This is a genomic window from Nocardioides terrae (assembly GCF_900112345.1).
Taxonomy (GTDB): Bacteria; Actinomycetota; Actinomycetes; order Propionibacteriales; family Nocardioidaceae; genus Nocardioides; species Nocardioides terrae.
On record NZ_FOLB01000001.1, the window covers coordinates 244960 to 264951 of the forward strand.

Genomic DNA, 19992 nt, shown 5'->3' on the forward strand with positions numbered 1-19992 from the left:
GGCACCTGAGAGGTCCGGGCCTGCGCTCAGGACGCCCGGTCCCGCGGCGCGCGGACCGCGACGCCGGTGGAGCGCTCACGCGGCGGCCGGCGTACGACGACCCCGGGCTGCGCGGGACGGCTCAGCGCCTCGCCCATCCGGCGCACGGCCGTCTCGCGGTCGACGTCGCCGCGGCCCTCGCGCCCCCACCAGGCGACCCACAGCATCGCCAGGACCGTCACGACGGCGGACGGCACGAGCCAGAGCAGGATGTCCACGCGCCCCAGGCTATTTCAGCGCGACCCGCTGGCGGCTACGGCGCGCCGACCCACTCGTCGGTGCCGTCGGTGAAGCGCTGGTGCTTCCAGATCGGCACCTCGTCCTTGAGCGTGTCGATGAGCGCCCGGCTCGCGGCGAAGGCGTCGCCGCGGTGCCCCGACGTGGTGGCGACGACGACGGCGATGTCACCGATCGCCAGGTCCCCGGTGCGGTGGACGGCGGCGACGCCGTTGACGTCGTGGTCGCGCGCGACCCGCTCGCAGACGTCGACCAGCCGGTCGAGCGCGGTCGGGTGGGCGTCGTAGGTCAGCCCGGTCACGCCCTTGCCGCCGTCGTGGTCCCGGACCCGGCCGACGAAGAGCGTCAGCCCGCCCGAGGCGTCGTCGTCGAGGACCTTCACGACCTCGTCGACGTCGAGCGGCGTCTCGCGGATCTCGGCGAGCCGGACTGCAGGATGGGTCACAACGATCACCTTAGGCGCGCGTGGGTGTGCCGCGTACCGTTGGACCCATGGCTGAGAACCCTGGTGACCCGGGCGACAACCCGTTCAAGGGCACCCCTTTCGAGGCGTTCTTCACCGGCGGCGGCATGCCCGGCGGCGGAGTTCCGGACCTCTCCTCGCTCTTCGCGCAGATGCAGTCGCTGATGCAGCCGTACGACGGCCCGCTCAACTGGGACGTCGCGCTCGACATCGCCCGCAAGAGCGCCGCCCAGTCCCCCGACCCCACGCCGACGGACCGGCAGAAGGGGGCGGTGGCCGACGCCCTGCGTCTGGCCGACCACTGGCTGGACGGCACCACCTCGTTCCCGTCCGGGATCGCGACGGCCCAGGCGTGGAGCCGGGCGGAGTGGCTGGTCAACACCGTCGACGTGTGGAAGGTCCTGGTCGAGCCGGTGGCCGCCTCCTCGGTCAACGCGATGAGCGGCCAGCTGCCCGAGGAGATGCAGGCGATGGCCGGCCCGATGATGGGCTTCCTCGGCAAGGCCGTGGGCGCGCTGATCGCCAACCAGGCAGGCTCCGGCCTCGGTGGCCTGGCGAGCGAGGTGCTGTCGGTCTCCGACATCGGCGTACCGCTCGCCGCGCCCGGCCGGGCCGCGCTGCTGCCGACCAACGTGCACGCCTTCGCCGAGGGCCTCCCGGACGTCTCCGAGGACGACGTGCTGCTCTACCTCGCCCTGCGCGAGGCCGCGCACCAGCGCCTCTTCGCCGGCGTTCCCTGGCTGCGCGACCACGTGATCGGCGCCGTCACCGACTACGCCCGCGGCGTCGAGGTCAACCTCGGCAACATCCAGCAGCAGGTCGAGGAGCAGATGCGCGGCGTCGACCCGGCCGACCCGCAGTCGCTGCAGCAGCTCTTCGAGAACGGCTCGCTCTTCGAGATGCCCGACTCCCCCGCCCAGCAGGCGGCCCTGGAGCGGCTCGAGGTCGTGCTCGCTCTGGTCGAGGGCTGGGTCGACGAGATCGTCGGCGAGGCGACCAAGGAGCGGATGCCGGCCGCGGCCAAGCTGCAGGAGGCGTTCCGCCGCCGCCGGGCGGCGGGCGGCCCCGCCGAGCAGACCTTCGCGACCCTGGTGGGCCTGGAGCTGCGGCCGCGGCGGCTGCGTGACGCGTCGACGCTGTGGGGCGCGCTGCGGGCACGCCAGGGCGCCGAGGCGCGCGACGGTGTGTGGATGTCGCCGGCCCTGCTGCCCACGGCGGCCGACCTCGACGACCCGCTGGGCTTCCGCGAGGGCGCCGACCAGCCCGAGGCCCTCTCCGAGGACGACTTCGACGCCGAGCTGCGCAGGCTGCTCGACGGCCCCGACACCGAGTGACGCTCCACGAGGACGCGCTCGACCTGCTCGCCTCCTGGCCGGCCCCCACGCCCGGCCAGGAGGTCCTGCGTCAGCGGTACGCCGACTACCTGCTCACCCACCCGCCCGGAGTGTTCCGCGAGGACCGGCCGCACCACCTCACCGCATCGACAGTCGTGCTCTCCGCCGACGGCGGCTCCGTCCTGCTGACCCACCACCGCAAGGCGCAGCGCTGGTTCCAGCTCGGCGGCCACCTCGAGCCGGGCGACTCCTCCGTGCTGGCCGCGGCGACCCGGGAGGCACGCGAGGAGTCCGGGCTGGCCCTCGACCTCGACCCGGCGCCGGTCCAGCTCAGCGACCACGCGGTGGAGTTCTGCGGCCCGGGCGTGCACCACCTCGACGTGCGGTTCCTCGCCGTCGCACCTGCGGACGGCGTACCCACCACCTCGACCGAGTCGCTGGACGTGCGCTGGTGGCCGGCGGCCGACCTGCCCGACCCCGACCCCGACCTAGTCGAGCTCGTCGCCCTCGCCGTGCGGCGGCTCGATCTTGGCGGCCGCTGACCAGCCCAGCAGGTAGCCCTTGGCCCGCTCGGCCTGCGGGAAGCGGTCGACCCACCCCCAGAACCGGGCGTCGTGGGACGGCTCGAAGAGGTGGGCGAGCTCGTGCACGAGCACGTAGTCGAGGACCCAGGACGGCATCCCCTGAAGCCGCTCACTGAGCCGGATCGTCCGGTCTCCCGGCGTGCACGACCCCCAGCGGGCGTTCTGGTTGCCGACCCAGCGCACCGACTCGGGGATGGCGATGCCGCCGAAGTAGCGGTCGCTGAGCGATAGCGCCCGCTTGAGCAGGTCCTCGTCGCTCGGCTTGAGGCGGCGCTCCTGCCTCTCCAGGCGGGCGACCATCGAGTCCACCCACTCGGCCTCCTCCTTCGCGGAGAGGGAGGCGGGGACGAGCACGACGATGCGATCGCCGTCGCGATAGGCGGAGACGGTACGCCGGCGCCGCTTGCTGCGCCGCACCTCTACGTTCGCCCTCGCCATGCTCGGACCCTAGCGCCGCGCCCAGTCGAGCAGGCGCTCCTTCGGCCAGGTGTTGACGATGCGCTCGGGGTCGATGCCGGCCGCCTCGGCGCGCTCGCAGCCGTAGATCTGGAAGTCCAGCTGGCCGGGCGCGTGGGCGTCGGAGTCGATGGAGAACAGGCAGCCGATGTCGCGAGCCAGCTCGAGCAGCTTCGTCGGCGGGTCACGGCGCTCGGGGCGGCTGTTGATCTCGACGGCGACCCCGTGCTCGGCCGCGGCCTCGAAGACCCGACGCGCGTCGAACGTGCTGCCCGGGCGGGTGCCGCGGTTGCCGGTCACCAGCCGCCCGGTGACGTGGCCGAGGACGTTGGTGAAGGGGTTGCCGATGGCGGCGATCATCCGCGCGGTCATCTCGGCGGGATCCATCTTGAGCTTGGAGTGGACGCTCGCCACGCGCAGGTCGAGCCGGGCCAGCATCGCGTCGGTCTGGTCGAGCGAGCCGTCGTCGAGGATGTCCACCTCGATGCCCTTGAGGAGGGTGAATCCGCCGTCCAGGTGCTCGTTGAGGGCATCGACCACGGCGAGCTGCCGTCCGAGCCGGTCGACACTGAGCCCGTGCGCGATGGTGAGCCGTGGCGAGTGGTCGGTCAGCACCAGGTAGTCGTGGCCCAGCTCCATGGCGGTGAACGCCATCTCCTCGATCGGAGAGCCCCCGTCGGACCAGTCCGAGTGCGAGTGCAGGTCTCCCCTCAACCGCTGGCGCAGGTCGGCGCCACCGGACGTCAGCTCGCCGCCGTACTCCTCCTCGAGGCTGGTCAGCCGCTCCGGGATCTCCCCGGCCACGACCTGGGCGACCACCTTCGCCGTGCTGGCGCCGACGCCGGCCAGGTCGGTCAGCGTGCCCGCGCCGGCACGGGCGGAGATCTCGTCCTCGCCCAGCGGCAGCAGGGCTGCGGCAGCGGTGCGGAACGCCTTGACCTTGTAGGTGTCGGCACGGGCCCGCTCGAGCAGGAACGCGATGCGGCGCAGGGTCGCGACGGGGCCTCGGGAGGGCGACACGCCGGAGTTCACGGCCACTATTTTTCCTCCACACCCCGTGGAAAGACATCGTCGCTGGTCACGAGGGCGATCCGTCGCCCCTCGAGATCGTTGTCCCCACGGCTTTCCCGACGTTGTCCACGGTCCCGCCCAGGTTATCCGCATGCTGTCCACAGGTTCGCCCACAGGGTGGGGATCCTCCGCGTTGACCACCCGCGGGGCCGCTCCTAAGGTTTCTCCGCAGATGAGACCCCCGGCGCCGCCGGACGGCCTTCGCAAGGGGAAGGCGAAGGACGATCCAGGCACCGGGGGTCTCCTCATGTCCCCGGCCGGGTCGCCGCTCGGGCTGAGCGTGGCCCGCCCCAGCGCGACACGCCGGACGCTGAGCGTGGCCGCAGTGTGGATCGGGGCGCTGTGTGCCGTAAGGTCGAGGCGGGCCCCGCGGTCAGTGCGCCGCGGGATCACGGCGGGCTTCCCTGCATCAATCCCCGTCGCGACGACCATTCGTGAGACATAGAGAAGGAGGCCGTCATGGCGGAGTCATGGAGCGGCGAGTTCTACTGCGTGAAGTGCAAGGAGAAGCGCGAGGCGACCGGTGAGGTCAAGGTGAACGACAAGGGCACCAAGATGGCGAAGGCCGTCTGCCCCGTGTGCGGCACCAACCTCAACCGCATCCTCGGCAAGGCCTGATCCACCCGGCCTGAGCTTTCGACGGCGGCGTCGCCCGGTGATCCGGGCGGCGCCGCCGTCTTCTGCGTCTCCTGTGGATGACGGCCGCGCCTCCTGATCGATCCGTGGCAGCCTCCGGACATGAGCGCGCCCATCGACGAGGCCGGACGCCCGCTCCTGCGGCCCGGATGGCAGGTCGCCCGCTTCGACGACCAGCACCTCCAGGTCGGCCTGGACGCACCGGCCCGCGTCGTCCTCACCGACTCCCCCGACGTACGCCGCCTGCTGTCGCTGCTCGCCGATCCGGACGCGGCGTGGGAGCCGCCCTCGTCGCTCCTGGCGATGCGGGCGCTGGACGGCCTGCACCGGGCCGGTCTGTTGGTGCGACTGCCCGCCTCGGCGCTGGAGACGCGGCTGGCTGCGGTGCACGGCGTCTCGGCGCCGGGCAGGGTCGCCGCGCGCCGCCTCGCACGAGTGTCCGTCGACGCGCCCGCCGACGTCTCCGAGACGCTGGCCGCCATGCTGCGGTCCGAGGGCGTCAGGCCGGTCACGAACGCCGCCTCGGTCGTCCTGGTGCTGGCCCGCGGGGCGGTGCGGCGAGGGCGCCTCGACGACCTGTTGCAGGGCGGTCGGCCGCACCTGGTGGTCAGCGGTCTGCCGACGGGGTGGGAGGTCGGCCCGTTCGTCTCACCCGGCCAGACCGCCTGTGTGCGCTGTGTCGACGCGGCGCGGGCCGAGCGCGACCCTCGCCGCGCGGTCGTCGCCGACCAGCTCGCCCGGTCCTCGGCGCCCGTGCCGGTCTCGCCGACACTGCAGACCGCCGCGCTGGCCCTCGCTGTGCGAGAGATCGTGTCCTACGTCGACGGCGACGTGCCGACAACCTGGTCGACGTCCCTCCTGCTCGGCCCGTCGGGCGCGCCCGAGGTCCGCCGCTGGCCGCGGCACCCGCTCTGCGGGTGCGCGTGGGACGTGGTGCTCGCCGAGGAGCCGGAGGCGCGGGGCTGACCCGGCGCCCGTGCGCCGGGCGCTCGCTCACCACCACTCGGAGTCGAGCTTGCCCTCCATCGCGCGCAGGTGCTCGCGCGAGCAGGCCTCGCAGAAGGTCTTGCGGACGCCGTGCTCGACGGCCGTCGTCCAGGTGAGCGTCTCCGCACCCTCCGACGCGGTCCGCCCGCAGAAGTCACAGCTCAGCACAGGACCAGGAAAGCAGAACGGCCCGCCCGCCCCAAGTGGGACGGACGGGCCGTTCGTGTCACACACCCGCGATCAGGGTGCCGGGGAGGTGTCCCCGGTGTGCCTCTCTGTCTCTACAGAGCGCGGGCGAGGGCCAGGCGCGCCTGCTGAGCTGCCTGCTCCGCCTTGCGGCTGAGCCGGCGGGCGCGGGCCAGCTGGTGGCCGCGCCGCATCTCCTGCGCCTCTCCCAGGCGCGCGGCCATCTGCGCGCGCGCCAGGTCTTCCTGCAAGCTGATCATCTTCGTGCTCCTGTTTCGGAAAAGGGTCATGGGTCGTGGTGGTGCTAGGCGACGATGGGGTGCTTCCGCGGGCGACCGCGCGGGCGCTTGCGGGGGATCACCGTTCCCTGGAGGAACAGCTCACCGCCCCACACGCCCCACGGCTCACGTCGCGCGAGCGCTCCGTCGAGGCACATCGTCTGGACGGGGCAGTCGCGGCACAGTGCCTTCGCGAACTCCACGTCGCTCGGGGACTCGGCGAACCACAGCTCCGGGTTGTTGGCCCGGCAGGGCAGCAGCTCGTCGTCGACCTTGCCGGCACTGTCGTGCAGCAGACCCAAGGTGGGGTCCAGGACAGTGTCCAGCCCAGCCTCGAACGCCTGGTCGGCGCGGTCGAGAACGCTGGTGGTCATCTCGTTCACCTCCTGTGTTTTCCTGATCGCTTGTTCTTCTTGACGTTGTGGCGCTGAACTAGGGATTCGGCCTTGTCGCGGAAAACAGAAAGGCCGCGGATCCCGGGGTTCGGGTTCCGCGGCCTGGAGGCTGCCGGTCGTCTGACGATCAGACGGACGGTGGTCTCCAGGCGTAGGTCCCACGAACCCAGCCCTTGCGGGTGGTGGCCGGCTTGAGAGCCACCTCTCCCTGGGCGAGATCGACGGTGCGCACGGCGAAGCGAGCCGCGTCGGCGCACGGGGCAAAGGTGTGGTGGTAGCCGGACATGCCGATGGACGACTGGATGTCAGTCGTCTGCTGGATCAGGTTGCTGTTCATGTTGCTGCCACCTCCTTCGAGGGATCGTGCGCGCGAAGCTGCCAACTCCACAGTGCGCGGTTTCGGGGTCGAGAAGAACGCTAGTGGGAGCTCGTCAATGGCCGCAAATCATTTATGGGCTGTTTTTCAAGGAACTTCTGCCACGATCGCGAGAACGTCCTCGCCGTACGCCGTCAGCTTGGCGTCGCCGACGCCGGGAACGCGCAGCAGATCGCTGCGGGAGAGCGGTCGCCGTTCGGCGATCGCCTCGAGCGTCGCGTCGGTGAAGATGACGAACGCCGGCTTGTCGATGGTCCTCGCGGTCGCGACCCGCCATTCCTTGAGCCGGGCGTAGAGCGCCTCGTCGTAGGGCGCCGGGCAGTCCTCGTGCCGACCGGCCCGCTTCTCCGCCGCCGTCCCGAGCGGCCGCCCGCAGGTGCGGCACATCCGGGCGCCGCGGCTACCCGTGGGCCGCTCGCCCGCCCGCTGTCCGGCTCTGACGGAGTCCGGCAGCAGCGGGTCGAGGAAGCGCGACGGCTTGCGGCTGCCCCGCTGACCGGGCTGCCGGGCCGCCGACCACGACAGCGCGAGGTCGACCCGGGCGCGCGTGACGCCGACGTAGAGCAGCCGGCGCTCCTCCTCCACGGCTGCAGGCGAGTCGAGGGAGTAGCTGATGGGCAGGGTGCCGTCCTGGAGTCCGACGAGGAAGACCGAGTCCCATTCGAGGCCCTTGGCGGCGTGGAAGGTGGCCAGGGTGACGCCGTCGGCGACGGGGGCGTGCTGGTCGGCGGCCCTCCGGTCGAGGTCGTCGACGAACGCGCCCAAGGTCGGCGGGGTGTCTCCGCCGGCCGCGGCGAACGCGACCGCCTGGTCGATCAGCGCCTGCCACGACTCCCAGCGGTCGCGGACCTGGCCGCGGTTGTCGGGCGGCGTCGAGGTCCAGCCCATGCCGGCCAGGGTGCCGTGGACGGTCTCCAGGAACTCCTCGCCCTCCCCCGAGCGAGCGGCGCCGCGGAGGCGGGTGACCGCCTCCCGGACCTCGGGCCGGTCGAAGAAGCGGGCGGCGCCACGCAGGACGTAGGGGACGCCCGCGCCGGTCAGGGCGTCCTCGAACGTCTCCGACTGCGCGTTGATGCGGAAGAGCACGGCGATCTCGCCGTAGGGCCGGCCGTCGGCGTGCAGCTGGCGGATCCGGGCCGCGACCGCCTCGGCCTCCGCGACCTCGTCGGAACGCGGCTGGAAGGTCACCGCGGGACCGGCCGGGCGCTGGGCCCGCAGCTCCACGCCGTGGCTGGACGAGCCGGCGAGCAGCCGGTTGGCCGTCTCGACGACCTGCGGGCTGGAGCGGTAGTTGCGGACCAGCTCGACGCTGGTGGTGTTGGCGAACTTCGCCGGGAAGCCGCGGAGGTAGGCCGCGTCGGCTCCCGCGAAGGAGTAGATCGTCTGCGCGGGGTCGCCGACGACGCAGATCTCGTCGCGACCACCGAGCCACAGGTCCAGCAGCGCCGACTGCAGCGGTGAGACGTCTTGGAACTCGTCGACGACGAACCACTTGTACTGACGACGCACCTGGGCGGCGACCCGCTCGTCCTCGGCGAGGAGACCGGCGGTCAGCAGGAGGACATCCTCCATGTCCATCCGGCCCTGCTCGCGCTTGACCTCCTCGTAGGAGCCGAAGAGGCGGCCGACGGTCTCGAGGTCGACGTTGCCGACCTCGCGCCCGCGGGCCAGCGCCACGCGCTGGTAGGAGTCCGGATGGACGTTGCTGACCTTCGCCCACTCGACCTCGGAGGCCAGGTCGCGCAGCAGCGCCTGGTCGGCCCGGAGCCGGTGACGGCGCGCCGCCGGGGCCAGCATCGGGATCTTGGACTCGGTCAGCGTCGGGAGCTCGGTGCCGTTCACGTGGGGCCAGAAGTAGCGCAGCTGCCGCAACGCTGCGGAGTGGAACGTGCGGGCCTGCACCGCGCCGGCGCCCATGCCGCGCAACCGCTGGCGCATCTCGCCGGCCGCCCGCGTGGTGAACGTGACCGCGAGGATCTCCGTCGGCGAGTAGACGCCCGTGGCGACGCCGTAGGCGATCCGGTGGGTGATCGCGCGCGTCTTGCCGGTCCCCGCTCCGGCGAGCACACGGACGGGACCACGCAGCGCCTCGGCCACGCGGCGCTGCTCCGGGTCGAGCGCGTCGAGGAGGGCGTCGGGGCTTGTCACGGCGACCACCCTAGAGGCGGGCTCCGACAGCGTCCGCAACGTGCACGTCACCCGGTGGACGGGTGGAACAACTCCGCGCTCCGCACGGTTGAGGCGTACGACGATCCCTGAGAAAGCGGAGGCGAGTAGTCCAGATGGCTGCCCAGACGTTCACGATGTATTCGACCCCCTGGTGCGGCTACTGCCAGCGCCTCAAGGGCCAGCTCGGCCGCGAGGGCATCACCTTCGAGGAGGTCGACATCGAGCAGCACCCCGACGCCGCCAAGATCGTCGAGCAGGTCAACAACGGCAACCAGACGGTGCCGACCCTCGTCTATGCCGACGGATCCGCGCAGACCAACCCCAGTGTGATCCAGATCAAGGAGAAGCTCGCCGCTCTGGCCGGCTGAGCCTCTCGCTCACCAGGTGCCGGGCAGCCGGTCGCCGTACCACGCCTCGATCAGCGACCTGCTGATGGAGACACCGCTCGGCAGCTGGACGTCTCCGGACTCCGCTGCCGAGCGCAGCTCGGCACGGGTGAGCCAACGCGCCTCGACGATCTCGTCCTCGTCGACCTCGATGTCGGTGCTGTCGGCACGGGCGGTGAACCCGAGCATGAGGCTCGCCGGCAGCGGCCACGGCTGGTTGCCGAAGTAGGTCACCTCGCCGACACGTACGCCGGTCTCCTCGGCGACCTCGCGGCGGACCGCGTTCTCCAGCGACTCCCCCGGCTCGCAGAAGCCGGCCAGCGTCGAGAACCGCCGTTCCGGCCACACCCGCTGGCGGCCGAGGAGGCAGCGCTCCTCGTCGGCGCCCGGCTCGCCGAAGGTGACCAGCATGATGACGGCGGGGTCGCTCCGGGGGAACTGGACGTGGCCGTCGCTGCAGACGAGCTGGTGACCGGCCTGCTGCGGCGTGAGCGGGCGGCCGCAGCGCGGGCAGAAGCGGGTGGCGTGCAGCCACTCGGCCATCCCGAGGGCGTGCAGCACCAGGGTCGCCTCCCCTTCGGCCTCGCCGGACGCGAGGGTCGGCAGCAGGCCACGCAGTGCCAGCCAGTCCTCGCCCCCCTCGTCGGCGCCGAGGACCACGGCGAACCGGGTCTGCCCCGCCCGGTCGCCGAGCAGGAGGCGGACGCCTGTCGGGGCCGTGGTCGGGCGCACCCAGTCGATCCGGCCCTCGGTCATCCGCACCCGGTTGCCGGCCACGAGCATCGCGCGTGATTCCGGGTGCCGCCACTGCCGGTCGAGCCAGTCCTCGTCGTCGCGATGGGCGTGCAGCCGATCGTGGGCGATGCCCGCGAGGCGCTCGTGCGGATGGGTGTCGGTGCGCACGTGGCCAACCTAGGGCCTGCGGCAATAAGGCGGCAGGCCCGGGTGTTGAGCAGGTCGTGGACATGCCTCTCGACTCCGTCGTCATCGGCGCCGGGCAGGCGGGACTCTCGGCCAGCCACCACCTGCGGCGGCGCGGCATCGACCACGTCGTGCTCGACGCCGACGAGGCGCCGGGCGGTGCCTGGCAGCACCGCTGGGACTCCTTGACGATGGCCGACGTGCACGGCATCGCCGAGCTCCCCGACAGTCGGCCGCCGGTCGACCCGGGTCGGGTGAACGTCGTCGTGCCGGCGTACTTCTCCCACTACGAGCGCGATCACGACCTGCCCGTCATCCGGCCGGTGCGCGTCGACCGGGTCGAGCCGGCCGGTGATCTGTTGCGGGTCCGTGCAGGCACCCGGGAGTGGCCGACCCGGACCATCGTCAACGCGACGGGCACGTGGTCGCAGCCGCACCTGCCCTCCTACCCGGCCGGCGCGACGTTCGCCGGCGAGCAGCTGCACACCCACGACTACCCCGGGCCCGACCACTTCCGGGGCCGCCGGGTGGTCGTCGTCGGCGGCGGCGCGTCGGCGGTCCAGCTGCTCGGAGAGCTCGCGCTCGCCGTCGACGACCCTGCTCGCGACCTGACGTGGGTGACCCGGCGCGAGCCGGTGTGGCGGACCGGCGGCTTCGACCGGGAGGCCGGTGCCGCGGCCGTGGCCCTCGTCGAGGACCGGGTACGCCGCGGCCTGCCACCCGCCAGCGTCGTGTCGGTGACCGGGCTCATGCTGCGGCCGCAGGAGGAGGCGGCCCGTCAGCTCGGCGTCTATGACCGACGCCTGCCGATGTTCGCCTCGATCGAGCCGTCGGGCGTGCGCTGGGCCGACGGCACCTTCCGCGAGGCCGACGTGATCCTGTGGGCGACCGGATTCCGGCCCGCGATCAGGCACCTCGCCCCGCTCCACCTTCGCAGCGCGGCCGGCGGCATCCAGCTGGACCGGTTCGGCACCACCGCCGTCGCCGACCCGCGCGTCCAGCTCGTCGGCTACGGCCCGTCGGCCTCGACGATCGGCGCCAACCGGGCCGGCCGGTTCGCCGCCCGAAGGGTCGCCGCCTGGCTCGATCGCGATCAGCTCAGCAGCGCCTCCAGCGCCTGACGGTCGGGTAGATCGGCCGGCTCGACGATCGCGCCGGTGCGGACGTAGACGAACGCCGCGCGCACCTGCTCGAGCGGCACCCCCTGGAGCTCGGCCCAGGCGACGCGGTAGATCGCCAGCTGGAGCGGATCGGCGGTGGCGGCCCTGCTGGTCTTCCAGTCGACGAGCAGCCACGAGCCGTCGGGCTCGCGGTAGACGGCGTCGATGCGCCCGCGCACCACCTGACCGGCGAGGACGAGCGCGAACGGCGCCTCGACGCGGTGGGGCGGCCGGTCGGCGAAGTCGCCCGCCTCGAACGCCTTGACCACCTCCGCCAGGTCGGCGTCGTCGACGATGTCGGCGTCGCCGCGCCCCGGCAGCTCGTCGGGGTCGAAGAGGTCCTGCTGGCCGAACCGCGCTTCGACCCAGGCGTGGAAGCGGGTGCCGAACCGGGCCGCCGACGACGGCTGCCGCGGCACCGGCCGGGCCAGCTCGCGGGCGAACGCCTCCGGATCGTCGCGGAGTCGGGCGAGCGCTGTGGCGGACAGGCTCTGCGGGCGGCGTACGACGACCTGCTGCTCGGCCTCGGCACGGGCCTCGGCCACCAGCCGGTCGATCTCCTCGTCCCACTCGGCGACCCGTGCCGCCTGGACCATGTCGAGGTCGTCCTCGGCCGTCGCGTCGACGCTGCGCACCAGCTCGGCGGCGGCCAGCCGCCGGCGCGCCTCCGCGCCCGGACCGGTCGCCGGCCAGGGCCGGGACGGATCGACGGCGGCGTAGGGGTTCGGCGTCTGCTTGGGGTCCGGCTTGACCAGCCAGTCCACGGCGGTGCCGCGCGCCTCGAGGTGCTCGCGGACGACCGCCTGGTAGGCCGAGGGGCCGAACGGCGTCTTGCGCGGGGTCCACAGATAGCTGGTCACCGAGAGCCGGTCCTCGGCGCGGGTGAAGGCGACGTAGCCCAGGCGGAGCTCCTCGGCGGCCTCGTGCACCTTCACCGCGGCGCGGTAGGCGTCGATGGCGGGCTTGTCGAAGCCCTCGAGGTGGGGCAGGTCGCGGGCGTCACGCCGCAGCCGGGACGGCAGCACCGAGGGCGTGGTCAGCCAGGTCGGCCGGGTGCGGTTGGACGGGAAGACCGTCTCGCACACGCCGACGAGGAACACCTCCGCCCACTCCAGGCCCTTGGAGCGGTGCACGGTGAGGAGCTTGACCGAGTCCGCCGCCGACGGGGTGGCCAGCTCCAGCCCGCTGCCCTCCTCCTCCTCGGCGGTGAGGTAGGCCAGCAGCGCGGCCATCGACACGTCGCCGTCGATGGCCTGGAAGTCGGCGACCGCCTTGACGAAGAGGTCGACATTGTCGCGCCGCGTGGCGGCGGCCGGCCCGGTGGCCGAGGCCAGCTCGACGTCGGTCCCGATCGTGTCGATCACGCGGCGCACCACGTCGAGGAGCGGCTCGCCCGCGTGGGAGCGCAGGAAGCGCAGCTCGCCGGCCAGCAGACCGAACCGCTCCCGCGCCTCGGGTGAGTAGGGCCAGTGGGCCGGGTCGCCGGGGTCGGCCAGTGCGTCGTCGAGGGCCGGCAGCTCGGCTGGGTCGATGCCGTCGGCGATGGCGACCATGGCGTCGGCGATCGAGCCGGCCTCGGCCGTGCGACGGCCGCCCGCGAGCCCTTGGGCGCGCAGGGCGAGCAGCTTCTGGTCGCGCGGGCCGATCGCCCAGCGTGGTCCGTTGAGCAGGGTGAGCAGCGCGGCGTTGGCCGTGACGTCGTGGAGCAGGTGGAGCACGGCGACGATCTCGGCGACCTCGGGCAACCGCAGCAACCCGGCGAGGCCGACGATCTCCACCGGGATGTCGGCGGTGGTCAGCACGTCGAAGACGCGCTCGGCGGAGGCGTTGTCGCGGGTGAGGACCGCGAGCCGCGACCAGGCCGGCTCGGAGTCCGCCGCGAGCGCGGCGTGAGCGATCTTGACCTCCTCGGCCAGCCAGGCGAGCTCGTCGTCCTGCCGCTCGAAGACCCGGGCGGTGACCCGCCCCTCCCCCTTGCGCGGGTCGGGCACGAGCGGCCGGACGCCGGGCGTGGCGTCGTACAACGGCTGGGCGAGCTCGTTGGCGACGGCCAGGATCTGGCTGCCGGAGCGACGGTTGACGGTGAGGTGGAAGAGCGGGACCTGGCCGCCGTCGCGGCGGGGGAAGGTGTCGGCGAAGCCGAGGATGTTGGAGACCGAGGCGCCGCGCCAGCCGTAGATCGCCTGGTTGGGGTCGCCCACCGCCATCACGGCGTGGCCCTCGCCGAACAGCCGGGACAGCATGATCGCCTGGGCGGTCGAGGTGTCCTGGTATTCGTCGAGCATCACGACCTTGAAGCGCTGCCGCTCCGCGGCGCCCACCTCCGGCTGCTCGTCGGCGAGCCGCGCGGCGAGCGCGATCTGGTCGGAGAAGTCCATGAGCCGCAGGTCGGCCTTCACCCGGCGGTAGGTCTCGACGAGCTGCAGCAGCTCCTCGCGTCGCTCGACCGCGTCGAGCGCCTTCTCGACCGGCTCGAGCCAGGTCTTGCGCGCCTTGCCGGCCAGCTCCTCCTCGCGCGCACGCTCGAAGCCGCGTCGCACGTCGGCGTCGTGCGCCCGCACGTCGTCGGGCTCGCGCAGGTGCTCGTTGAGGGAGCTGTCGAGCGCGAGCAGCCACTGGATGACGGTCGGCGGGTGGTCGGAGAGCAGGACGACCTCGCCGCCGTGCCGGTCGATGGCGCGCGCACCCAGCTGGTAGCGCGCCGCGTCCGTGATCACGCGGGTGTCGGGCTCGTGGCCGATGCGGAGGCCGTGGTCGGTGAGCAGACCGGCGGCGTAGGCGTTGTAGGTGGACACGGTGGGCTCGAGGACCTCGCCCTCCTCGTCCTCCTCGAGGACGCCTGCGTTGTCGAGCGCCTGGCGGATCTTCGCGCGCAGCTGCGCGGTCGCCTTGGTCGTGAAGGTCAGGCCCAGCACCTCGTCGGGCCGGACCTGGCCGGTGACGACGAGGTAGACGACACGCGCCGCCATCAGCGTGGTCTTGCCGGACCCCGCGCCCGCGATGACGACGACCGGCTCGAGCGGCGCCGTGATCGCCTGCCACTGCTCGGGCGAGGCGGGGTGGTCCTCCCCCATGATCGCCTGGAGCTCCTCGGGCGTGCGGACATCGCGCGCGCTCATGCGGTCACCGCCCCGGCGCCCCTGATCGGGCAGAGGCTGAGGTAGTCGCAGCGCTTGCAGTGCTCCCCCGAGACGGCCGGCAGCTCCTCGGCTCGCAGCCGCTGCGCCGCGACGGCGAGCTGGCGGCGCAGCTCGGCGCGGACGGCGCCGGTGTCGTCGTGGGCCTCCTGGCGCTGGACCTTCACGGCCAGCGCCGGATCGGGCATCCCGAGCTGGACCAGCTCTCCACCGCCACTGCCCGCACCCGGCGCGTGCTCGGCGACGCCGCCGCTGTCGATGGCGAGCTGGTAGACGGCCAGCTGGGCGTTGGACTCGACCGACCTGTCGCTGGGCGGGTTCTTCCCGGTCTTCAGGTCCACCACGACGACGTGGCCGTTGCGATCCAGCTCGAGCCGGTCGGCCCGGCCGGTGAGGGTCACGGTCTCCCCGTCGTCCAGGCGTACGTCGGCCCGGAAGGCGACCTCGACGTCGACCAGCCTCCGCGCATTGCCGAGGTGCCAGGCGACGAACCGCTCGAGCGCGGACCGGATCCGGGCGTGCTCGCGCTGGCTGGCCCACTGCACCCGGAAGCTCAGCCGGCTCCAGACCGCGTCGACGTGCTCCATCAGCACGTCGACGTCGGGCGGCAGGTCGGCGGTCGCCACCCGCTGGGCCAGCGCGTGGACGATCTCTCCGACGTTGGCCGCTTGGTGCGAGGCGGCGATCCCGCCCGCCTCGCGGGAGAGGAACCACTGGGTGGGGCACTGCAGCAGCCCGTCGAGGACGCTCGGCGAGATCGGCACCGGCTTCGCCGGGTCGCGCAGCGGGGTGACCGACCGCGACGCCGAGCGGGTCCCCCACCAGGTCGACGGGTCGGCCGCCGGCACGAGCGGGCGCTCGCCGCGCGACTCCCCCGCCAGCCGGGCCAGCCGGCGGGCGGCCGCGAGCCGCAGAGGCTCCTCGGTCTCGGGGTCGGCGACGACGCGGCGCAGCTCGGCGACGAGACCACCGAGGGAGAGCGGCCGGCGCGGGCGCCCGATGGTGCGCTCGACGCTCACGCCGAGCTCGTCGAGGAAGCGGCTGGGCTGCTCGCCCTCGTCGTCGTCGGAGTGGACGGCGGTGACGATCAGCCGCTCGCGGGCGCGGGTGCAGGCGACGTAGAACAGCCGTCGCTCCTCGGCGAGCAGCTCGCGGGCGGTCAGCGGCGGGACGAGCCCGTCGTCGCCGATCCGGTCGGGCTGCAGCAGGCTGCTGCGCCGGCGCAGGTCCGGCCACGCCTCTGCCTGCACGTGGGCGACGACGACGAGCCGCCACTCCAGGCCCTTGGACCGGTGGGCCGTCAGCAGCCGCACGGCCGCACCGCGGGCGCCTCGCTCGGCGAGCGTGTCGGCCGGGATCTGCTGGGCGGAGAGGAGCTCGAGGAACGTGCGGGCCCCGGCCCGGTCGCGCTGCGCCTCGATCCGGGCGGCGGCGTCGAAGAGCGCGAGGATGGCGTCGAGGTCGCGGTTGGCCCGGCGCGCGGAGCCGCCGCCGAGCTCGACGGCCCGCTGCAGCCGCTCCGGCCACCGGGTCGACGACCACAGCTCCCAGAGCAGCTCCTCCGGGCTGGCGCCGTCCTCCTCCATCTCGGCGACGCGGTGGAGCAGCTCCACCGTCGCGCAGGCCCGGGACACGGCGGCGTCGTCGTCGACGCCCGCCAGGAAGTCCCGGTCGACCAGCGCGTCGCGCAGGAGCTCGCGCGAGGACCGGACCGGCCGCTCCTCCTCGGCCGCCCGGACCTTCTCCCGGCTGCGCAGGGCGCGCGCCAGGCGGCGTACGTCCGGGGCGGCGAGGCCGCCGAGCGGGCCGGTGAGGATGCCCTCCACCTGGGCGTGGTCGACGAAGTCGGCGTGCTCGGGATCGTCGTTGCCGAGATTCAGGGCCGCACGCAGCGCCGCGAGGAGCGGCTCGACCGCGGGGTCGCGCACCAGCGGCACCTCGTCGCCGGCCACCTCGACCGGGACGCCGAGCGCCCCCAGGGCACGGCGCAGCGGCGGGATGGTCGACCGGCCGGACCTGACCAGGACCGCCATCTCGTCCCAGCCGATGCCGTCCTCGAGGTGGGCGCGGCGGAGGAGGTCGGCGAGGTGCTCGGCCTCGGCGCGCTCGCTGTCGAACGTCATCACCTGGACGCGTCCGGCCGGGCCGTCGGCCTGCGGCGCCAGGAAGGCCTCCCTGGCCTCCTCGTCGATCGTGCCCGGCAGGCCGATGCGGCCGGCGACGCGCTGCGCGGCGACCAGGAGCCGCGGGCCGAAGCGCCGCGTCGTGCGCAGGGCGACGACCGGGGCGGCGGCACCGCTCGCCTGCGGGAACTCGGTGGGGAACTCGAGGATCCCGCGGACCTCGGCGCCGCGGAAGCCGTAGATCGACTGGTGAGGGTCCCCCACGACGACCAGGTCGCGGCCATCGCCGGCCAGAGCACGCAGCAGGGCGACCTGGCCCGGGTCGGTGTCCTGGTACTCGTCCACGAAGACATGGCGGTAGCGCGCGCGCAGCTCGTCGCGGTGGACCTGCGCCTCGATCGTCGCGCGCCGGATCAGGTCGGCGTAGTCCGTCGCGCCCTGGCTGTCGAGGTTGGTGAGGTAGGAGTCGAGGAAGAGGCCGGCCGCGGCGAACTCCGGGATCCGCTCCTGCTCGCCGAGCAGCCGAAGGTCCTCGCCCTCGAGCCCCTTCTCCCGCGCTCGCGAGAGCACGGCCTGCACCTCGCGCGCGAAGCCACGGGTGCCGAGGGCGCGGCGCAGGCTGTCGGGCCAGTGCACCGACTCCGGGTGGTCGGCGAGCAGCTCGCGCAGCACCACGTCGGCCTCGGGGGCACTGAGCAGCCGCAGAGGCGCTTCGTAGAGCTCCTTGGGGGCGTAGGCGCGGATCAGGCCGTAGGCGAAGGAGTGGAACGTCGAGCACGGCGTCGCGCTCATGGTCCGGCCCAGGCGAGCGGTGATCCGGTCGCGCAGCTGGTCGGCCGCCTTGCGGGAGAACGTCAGCGCGAGCACCTGGTCGGGCTGCGCCCCGCGCTGCTCGATCCTCTCGACGATCGCCTCGACCAGCGTCGTCGTCTTGCCCGTGCCGGGCCCCGCGAGGACGAGCAGCGGCCCGCCCGGATGGTCGACGACGCGCTGCTGGTGCTCGTCGAGGGCCGGCGGCGCCGGCGCGGGCGCCGGGTCGGCGAGACGGTAGGTGACGGTGGGGCTCATGGCAGGAACCACTCCATCATGTGCCACCGACACCTCCGACGCCGCCCGAACCGCCGGATTGCCCGAACCCGGTCGCGACATTGGTCGAGAGATGCCATTCCGAGGCAGTCCCGGCCGATGTGAGGCTGGCGCGCATGACCGGTCCCCTCGCCGACCTGCTGGTCCTCGACCTGACCCGGGCCCTCGCCGGCCCCCACGCCGCGATGACGCTCGGCGACCTGGGTGCCCGGGTCATCAAGATCGAGCCGCCCAACGGGGACGACTCCCGGTCGTGGGGGCCGCCGTTCATGGACGACAGCGAGCACACCTCGACGTACTTCCTCTCGGCCAACCGCAACAAGGAGTCGGTCGTCCTCGACCTCAAGAGCCCGGAGGACGCCCGGCTGCTCGAGCGGATGGTCGCCAGGGCCGACGTCCTCATGGAGAACTACCGCCCCGGCGTCCTCGACCGGCTCGGCTTCTCCATGGACCGCCTGCACGAGCTGAACCCGCGGCTGATCGTGCTGTCGATCACCGGCTTCGGCCACGACGGGCCGGAGGCCTCGCGGGCGGGCTACGACCAGATCGCGCAGGGCGAGGGCGGCATCATGTCGCTCACGGGCGTCGGTGCGCCGACCAAGGTCGGCGTCCCGATCGGCGACCTGGTGGCCGGGGTGAACGGCGTCGTCGGCGTCCTGGCCGCCCTGCACGAGCGGGCGTCGACCGGGCGTGGACGGGTGGTGCGGACCTCGCTGCTGGCCGGCATGGTCGGGTTCCACGCCTTCCAGGGCACCCGCTGGACGGTCGCCAAGGAGGTGCCGGGGCTCGCCGGCGGCCACCACCCGTCGATCGCGCCGTACGGCATGTTCGCCACGGCGACCGCGCCGATCCAGATCGCCTGCGGCTCGGAGTCGCTGTGGCGGGCGCTCTGCGGCACGCTGGGGTGGGACCCGGCCGTCGACGGGTTCGCGACGAACCGCGAGCGGGTCGCGAACCGGCCCGCCCTCGTGGAGCGGCTCGAGAGCGACTTCGCGTCCGCCCCGGCCGAGCACTGGCTGGCCCTGCTCGACGCGGCCGGCGTCCCGTCGGGCAAGGTCCGCACGCTCGACGACGTCTACGAGTGGGAGCAGACCCGCTCGCAGGGCCTGGTGGTCACCGTGGACCACGCCACGCTCGGCCCGATCGAGCTGCCCGGCTCGCCTCTGCGCTTCGACGACAACGCCTACTCCGGCGCCCGCGAGACGCACCTCGCTCCCCCGCTGCTCGGTGAGCACACCGAGGCGGCGCGGGCGGAGTTCGCCGAGGCCTAGCCTGGCCCCATGGCGTACGACGAGCAGCTGGCCGCGAGGGTGCGGGAGCTGGTGCCGCCAGGCACCGCGGAGACGAGGATGTTCGGCGGTCTGGCGTTCATGGTGAACACCCACATGGCGCTCTCGCTCTCCGGCGACGGACTGTTGGTCCGCGTCGACGACCCGGAGGCTGCCGCCGCCCGCGGCGCCGAGGAGATGCGGATGGGCGAGCGGGTCATGACGGGCTTCATGCGCGTCCCCGCCGCGGCGCTGGCGACCGACGACGCGCTTGCGGGCTGGGTCGGGCCGGCCGTCGCCGAGGCGCAGGCCACGCCGCCGAAGGTCCGGAAGACCCCGAAGACCCCGAGGCGGCCGAAGGGCTCGGACAAGAACGGCTGAGCGTGGTTACCGGGTCGGCGTGAAGCCGCCGAAGGACGCCGCCGTCGCCGCATCGGGCAGCTGGACCGACCCCGATGACCGCTACCGGTCACCGACCGGCATCGTCCACGCGTGGGTGCCGCGCACCAACCAGACGCTCTGCGGCCTCCCGCTGAGCAAGGCGGGGCTGATCAGGTTCCCGCACATCCCGTGGGCCGAGGTGCAGCCCGCGACCGGTCGAGACGCCGACCAGGTCCAGGAGGTGTGCCCGCGGTGCGCGGCGGCGATGGGCCAGCGCCGCGACGAGAAGTCGTGGCGCCGGACCAACCCGCGTCCTTGA

21 protein-coding genes are annotated in these 19992 nt (G+C 73.3%); 9 read left to right on the top strand and 12 right to left on the bottom strand.

The window, feature by feature from the left end; translation table 11 throughout:
* Window positions 1–26: 26 nt before the first annotated feature.
* Window positions 27–257, bottom strand: a complete 231-nt coding sequence (locus BM236_RS01180) for a hypothetical protein (RefSeq protein ID WP_139229989.1) — start codon at window positions 255–257, stop codon at window positions 27–29.
* Between the two features lie 35 nt (window positions 258–292).
* Window positions 293–721: a molybdenum cofactor biosynthesis protein MoaE gene (locus BM236_RS01185; protein ID WP_245750062.1), complete on the bottom strand. Its 429-nt coding sequence runs from the start codon at window positions 719–721 to the stop codon at window positions 293–295.
* Window positions 722–768: 47 nt separating this feature from the next.
* Here BM236_RS01185 and BM236_RS01190 point away from each other — a divergent pair, with 47 nt between their 5' ends.
* Both BM236_RS01190 and BM236_RS01195 read left to right on the top strand, forming a co-directional pair.
* Window positions 769–2073, top strand: coding sequence for a zinc-dependent metalloprotease (locus BM236_RS01190; RefSeq protein ID WP_091119252.1), 1305 nt, complete (start codon window positions 769–771; stop codon window positions 2071–2073).
* Window positions 2070–2615: an NUDIX hydrolase gene (locus BM236_RS01195; RefSeq protein ID WP_091119253.1), complete on the top strand. Its 546-nt coding sequence runs from the start codon at window positions 2070–2072 to the stop codon at window positions 2613–2615. Before BM236_RS01190 ends, BM236_RS01195 begins: the two co-directional genes overlap by 4 nt.
* Here BM236_RS01195 and BM236_RS01200 read toward each other — a convergent pair.
* Together BM236_RS01200 and BM236_RS01205 are read right to left on the bottom strand one after the other, a co-directional pair.
* Window positions 2562–3095: a M48 metallopeptidase family protein gene (locus BM236_RS01200; RefSeq protein WP_091119256.1), complete on the bottom strand. Its 534-nt coding sequence runs from the start codon at window positions 3093–3095 to the stop codon at window positions 2562–2564. The genes BM236_RS01195 and BM236_RS01200 overlap by 54 nt on opposite strands.
* Window positions 3096–3104: 9 nt before the next feature.
* Window positions 3105–4145 carry a PHP domain-containing protein gene (locus tag BM236_RS01205; RefSeq protein WP_245750063.1) on the bottom strand — a complete coding sequence of 347 codons (1041 nt, stop codon included), beginning with the start codon at window positions 4143–4145 and terminating at the stop codon, window positions 3105–3107.
* Between the two features lie 498 nt (window positions 4146–4643).
* Between BM236_RS01205 and BM236_RS18810 the strand changes: the two genes are divergently transcribed.
* Window positions 4644–4802, top strand: a complete 159-nt coding sequence (locus BM236_RS18810; RefSeq protein WP_091119258.1) for a DUF5679 domain-containing protein — start codon at window positions 4644–4646, stop codon at window positions 4800–4802.
* A gap of 120 nt (window positions 4803–4922) precedes the next feature.
* Complete coding sequence (locus BM236_RS01215) at window positions 4923–5786, top strand: hypothetical protein (protein WP_091119260.1); 864 nt, start codon at window positions 4923–4925, stop codon at window positions 5784–5786.
* 27 nt (window positions 5787–5813) lie between these two features.
* Here the strand turns inward: BM236_RS01215 and BM236_RS18815 are convergent, their stop codons facing one another.
* The 5 genes from BM236_RS18815 to BM236_RS01235 form a co-directional block, all read right to left on the bottom strand.
* Window positions 5814–5975: a hypothetical protein gene (locus BM236_RS18815; RefSeq protein WP_175507491.1), complete on the bottom strand. Its 162-nt coding sequence runs from the start codon at window positions 5973–5975 to the stop codon at window positions 5814–5816.
* A gap of 113 nt (window positions 5976–6088) precedes the next feature.
* Window positions 6089–6253, bottom strand: coding sequence for a hypothetical protein (locus tag BM236_RS01220; RefSeq protein WP_245750064.1), 165 nt, complete (start codon window positions 6251–6253; stop codon window positions 6089–6091).
* A 44-nt stretch (window positions 6254–6297) separates the two neighbouring features.
* Complete coding sequence (locus BM236_RS01225; protein ID WP_091119924.1) at window positions 6298–6645, bottom strand: WhiB family transcriptional regulator; 348 nt, start codon at window positions 6643–6645, stop codon at window positions 6298–6300.
* A 148-nt stretch (window positions 6646–6793) separates the two neighbouring features.
* On the bottom strand, window positions 6794–7003 hold the full coding sequence (locus tag BM236_RS01230) for a hypothetical protein (protein WP_091119265.1): 210 nt from the start codon (window positions 7001–7003) through the stop codon (window positions 6794–6796).
* Window positions 7004–7129: 126 nt separating this feature from the next.
* Window positions 7130–9190, bottom strand: a complete 2061-nt coding sequence (locus BM236_RS01235) for an ATP-dependent helicase (protein ID WP_091119926.1) — start codon at window positions 9188–9190, stop codon at window positions 7130–7132.
* A 134-nt stretch (window positions 9191–9324) separates the two neighbouring features.
* Between BM236_RS01235 and BM236_RS01240 the strand changes: the two genes are divergently transcribed.
* Window positions 9325–9579 (top strand): mycoredoxin, encoded by a 255-nt coding sequence (locus tag BM236_RS01240; RefSeq protein WP_091119268.1) that lies wholly within the window; start codon window positions 9325–9327, stop codon window positions 9577–9579.
* A 9-nt stretch (window positions 9580–9588) separates the two neighbouring features.
* Here the strand turns inward: BM236_RS01240 and nudC are convergent, their stop codons facing one another.
* Entirely contained in the window at window positions 9589–10500 is a 912-nt protein-coding gene (gene nudC / locus BM236_RS01245; RefSeq protein WP_175507492.1) for an NAD(+) diphosphatase, read from the bottom strand.
* Between the two features lie 62 nt (window positions 10501–10562).
* On the opposite strand from nudC, the gene BM236_RS01250 reads away from it, so the two are divergent.
* Window positions 10563–11639, top strand: a complete 1077-nt coding sequence (locus BM236_RS01250; RefSeq protein WP_091119930.1) for an NAD(P)-binding domain-containing protein — start codon at window positions 10563–10565, stop codon at window positions 11637–11639.
* On the opposite strand, the gene BM236_RS01255 is transcribed toward BM236_RS01250, so the two are convergent.
* Window positions 11612–14797, bottom strand: a complete 3186-nt coding sequence (locus BM236_RS01255; RefSeq protein ID WP_091119271.1) for an ATP-dependent helicase — start codon at window positions 14795–14797, stop codon at window positions 11612–11614. The two genes, BM236_RS01250 and BM236_RS01255, sit on opposite strands and share 28 nt — an antisense overlap.
* Complete coding sequence (locus BM236_RS01260; protein WP_091119273.1) at window positions 14794–18006, bottom strand: ATP-dependent helicase; 3213 nt, start codon at window positions 18004–18006, stop codon at window positions 14794–14796. Before BM236_RS01260 ends, BM236_RS01255 begins: the two co-directional genes overlap by 4 nt.
* A 134-nt stretch (window positions 18007–18140) precedes the next feature.
* Here BM236_RS01260 and BM236_RS01265 point away from each other — a divergent pair, with 134 nt between their 5' ends.
* The 3 genes from BM236_RS01265 to BM236_RS01275 are packed head-to-tail and all read left to right on the top strand — an operon-like array spanning window position 18141 to window position 19992.
* Window positions 18141–19295, top strand: a complete 1155-nt coding sequence (locus BM236_RS01265; RefSeq protein ID WP_091119275.1) for a CaiB/BaiF CoA transferase family protein — start codon at window positions 18141–18143, stop codon at window positions 19293–19295.
* 9 nt (window positions 19296–19304) lie between these two features.
* A complete protein-coding gene (locus BM236_RS01270) occupies window positions 19305–19673 on the top strand; it encodes a TfoX/Sxy family protein (protein WP_091119277.1) in 369 nt (122 codons plus the stop codon).
* Window positions 19674–19692: 19 nt separating this feature from the next.
* Window positions 19693–19992 (top strand): hypothetical protein, encoded by a 300-nt coding sequence (locus BM236_RS01275; protein ID WP_091119279.1) that lies wholly within the window; start codon window positions 19693–19695, stop codon window positions 19990–19992.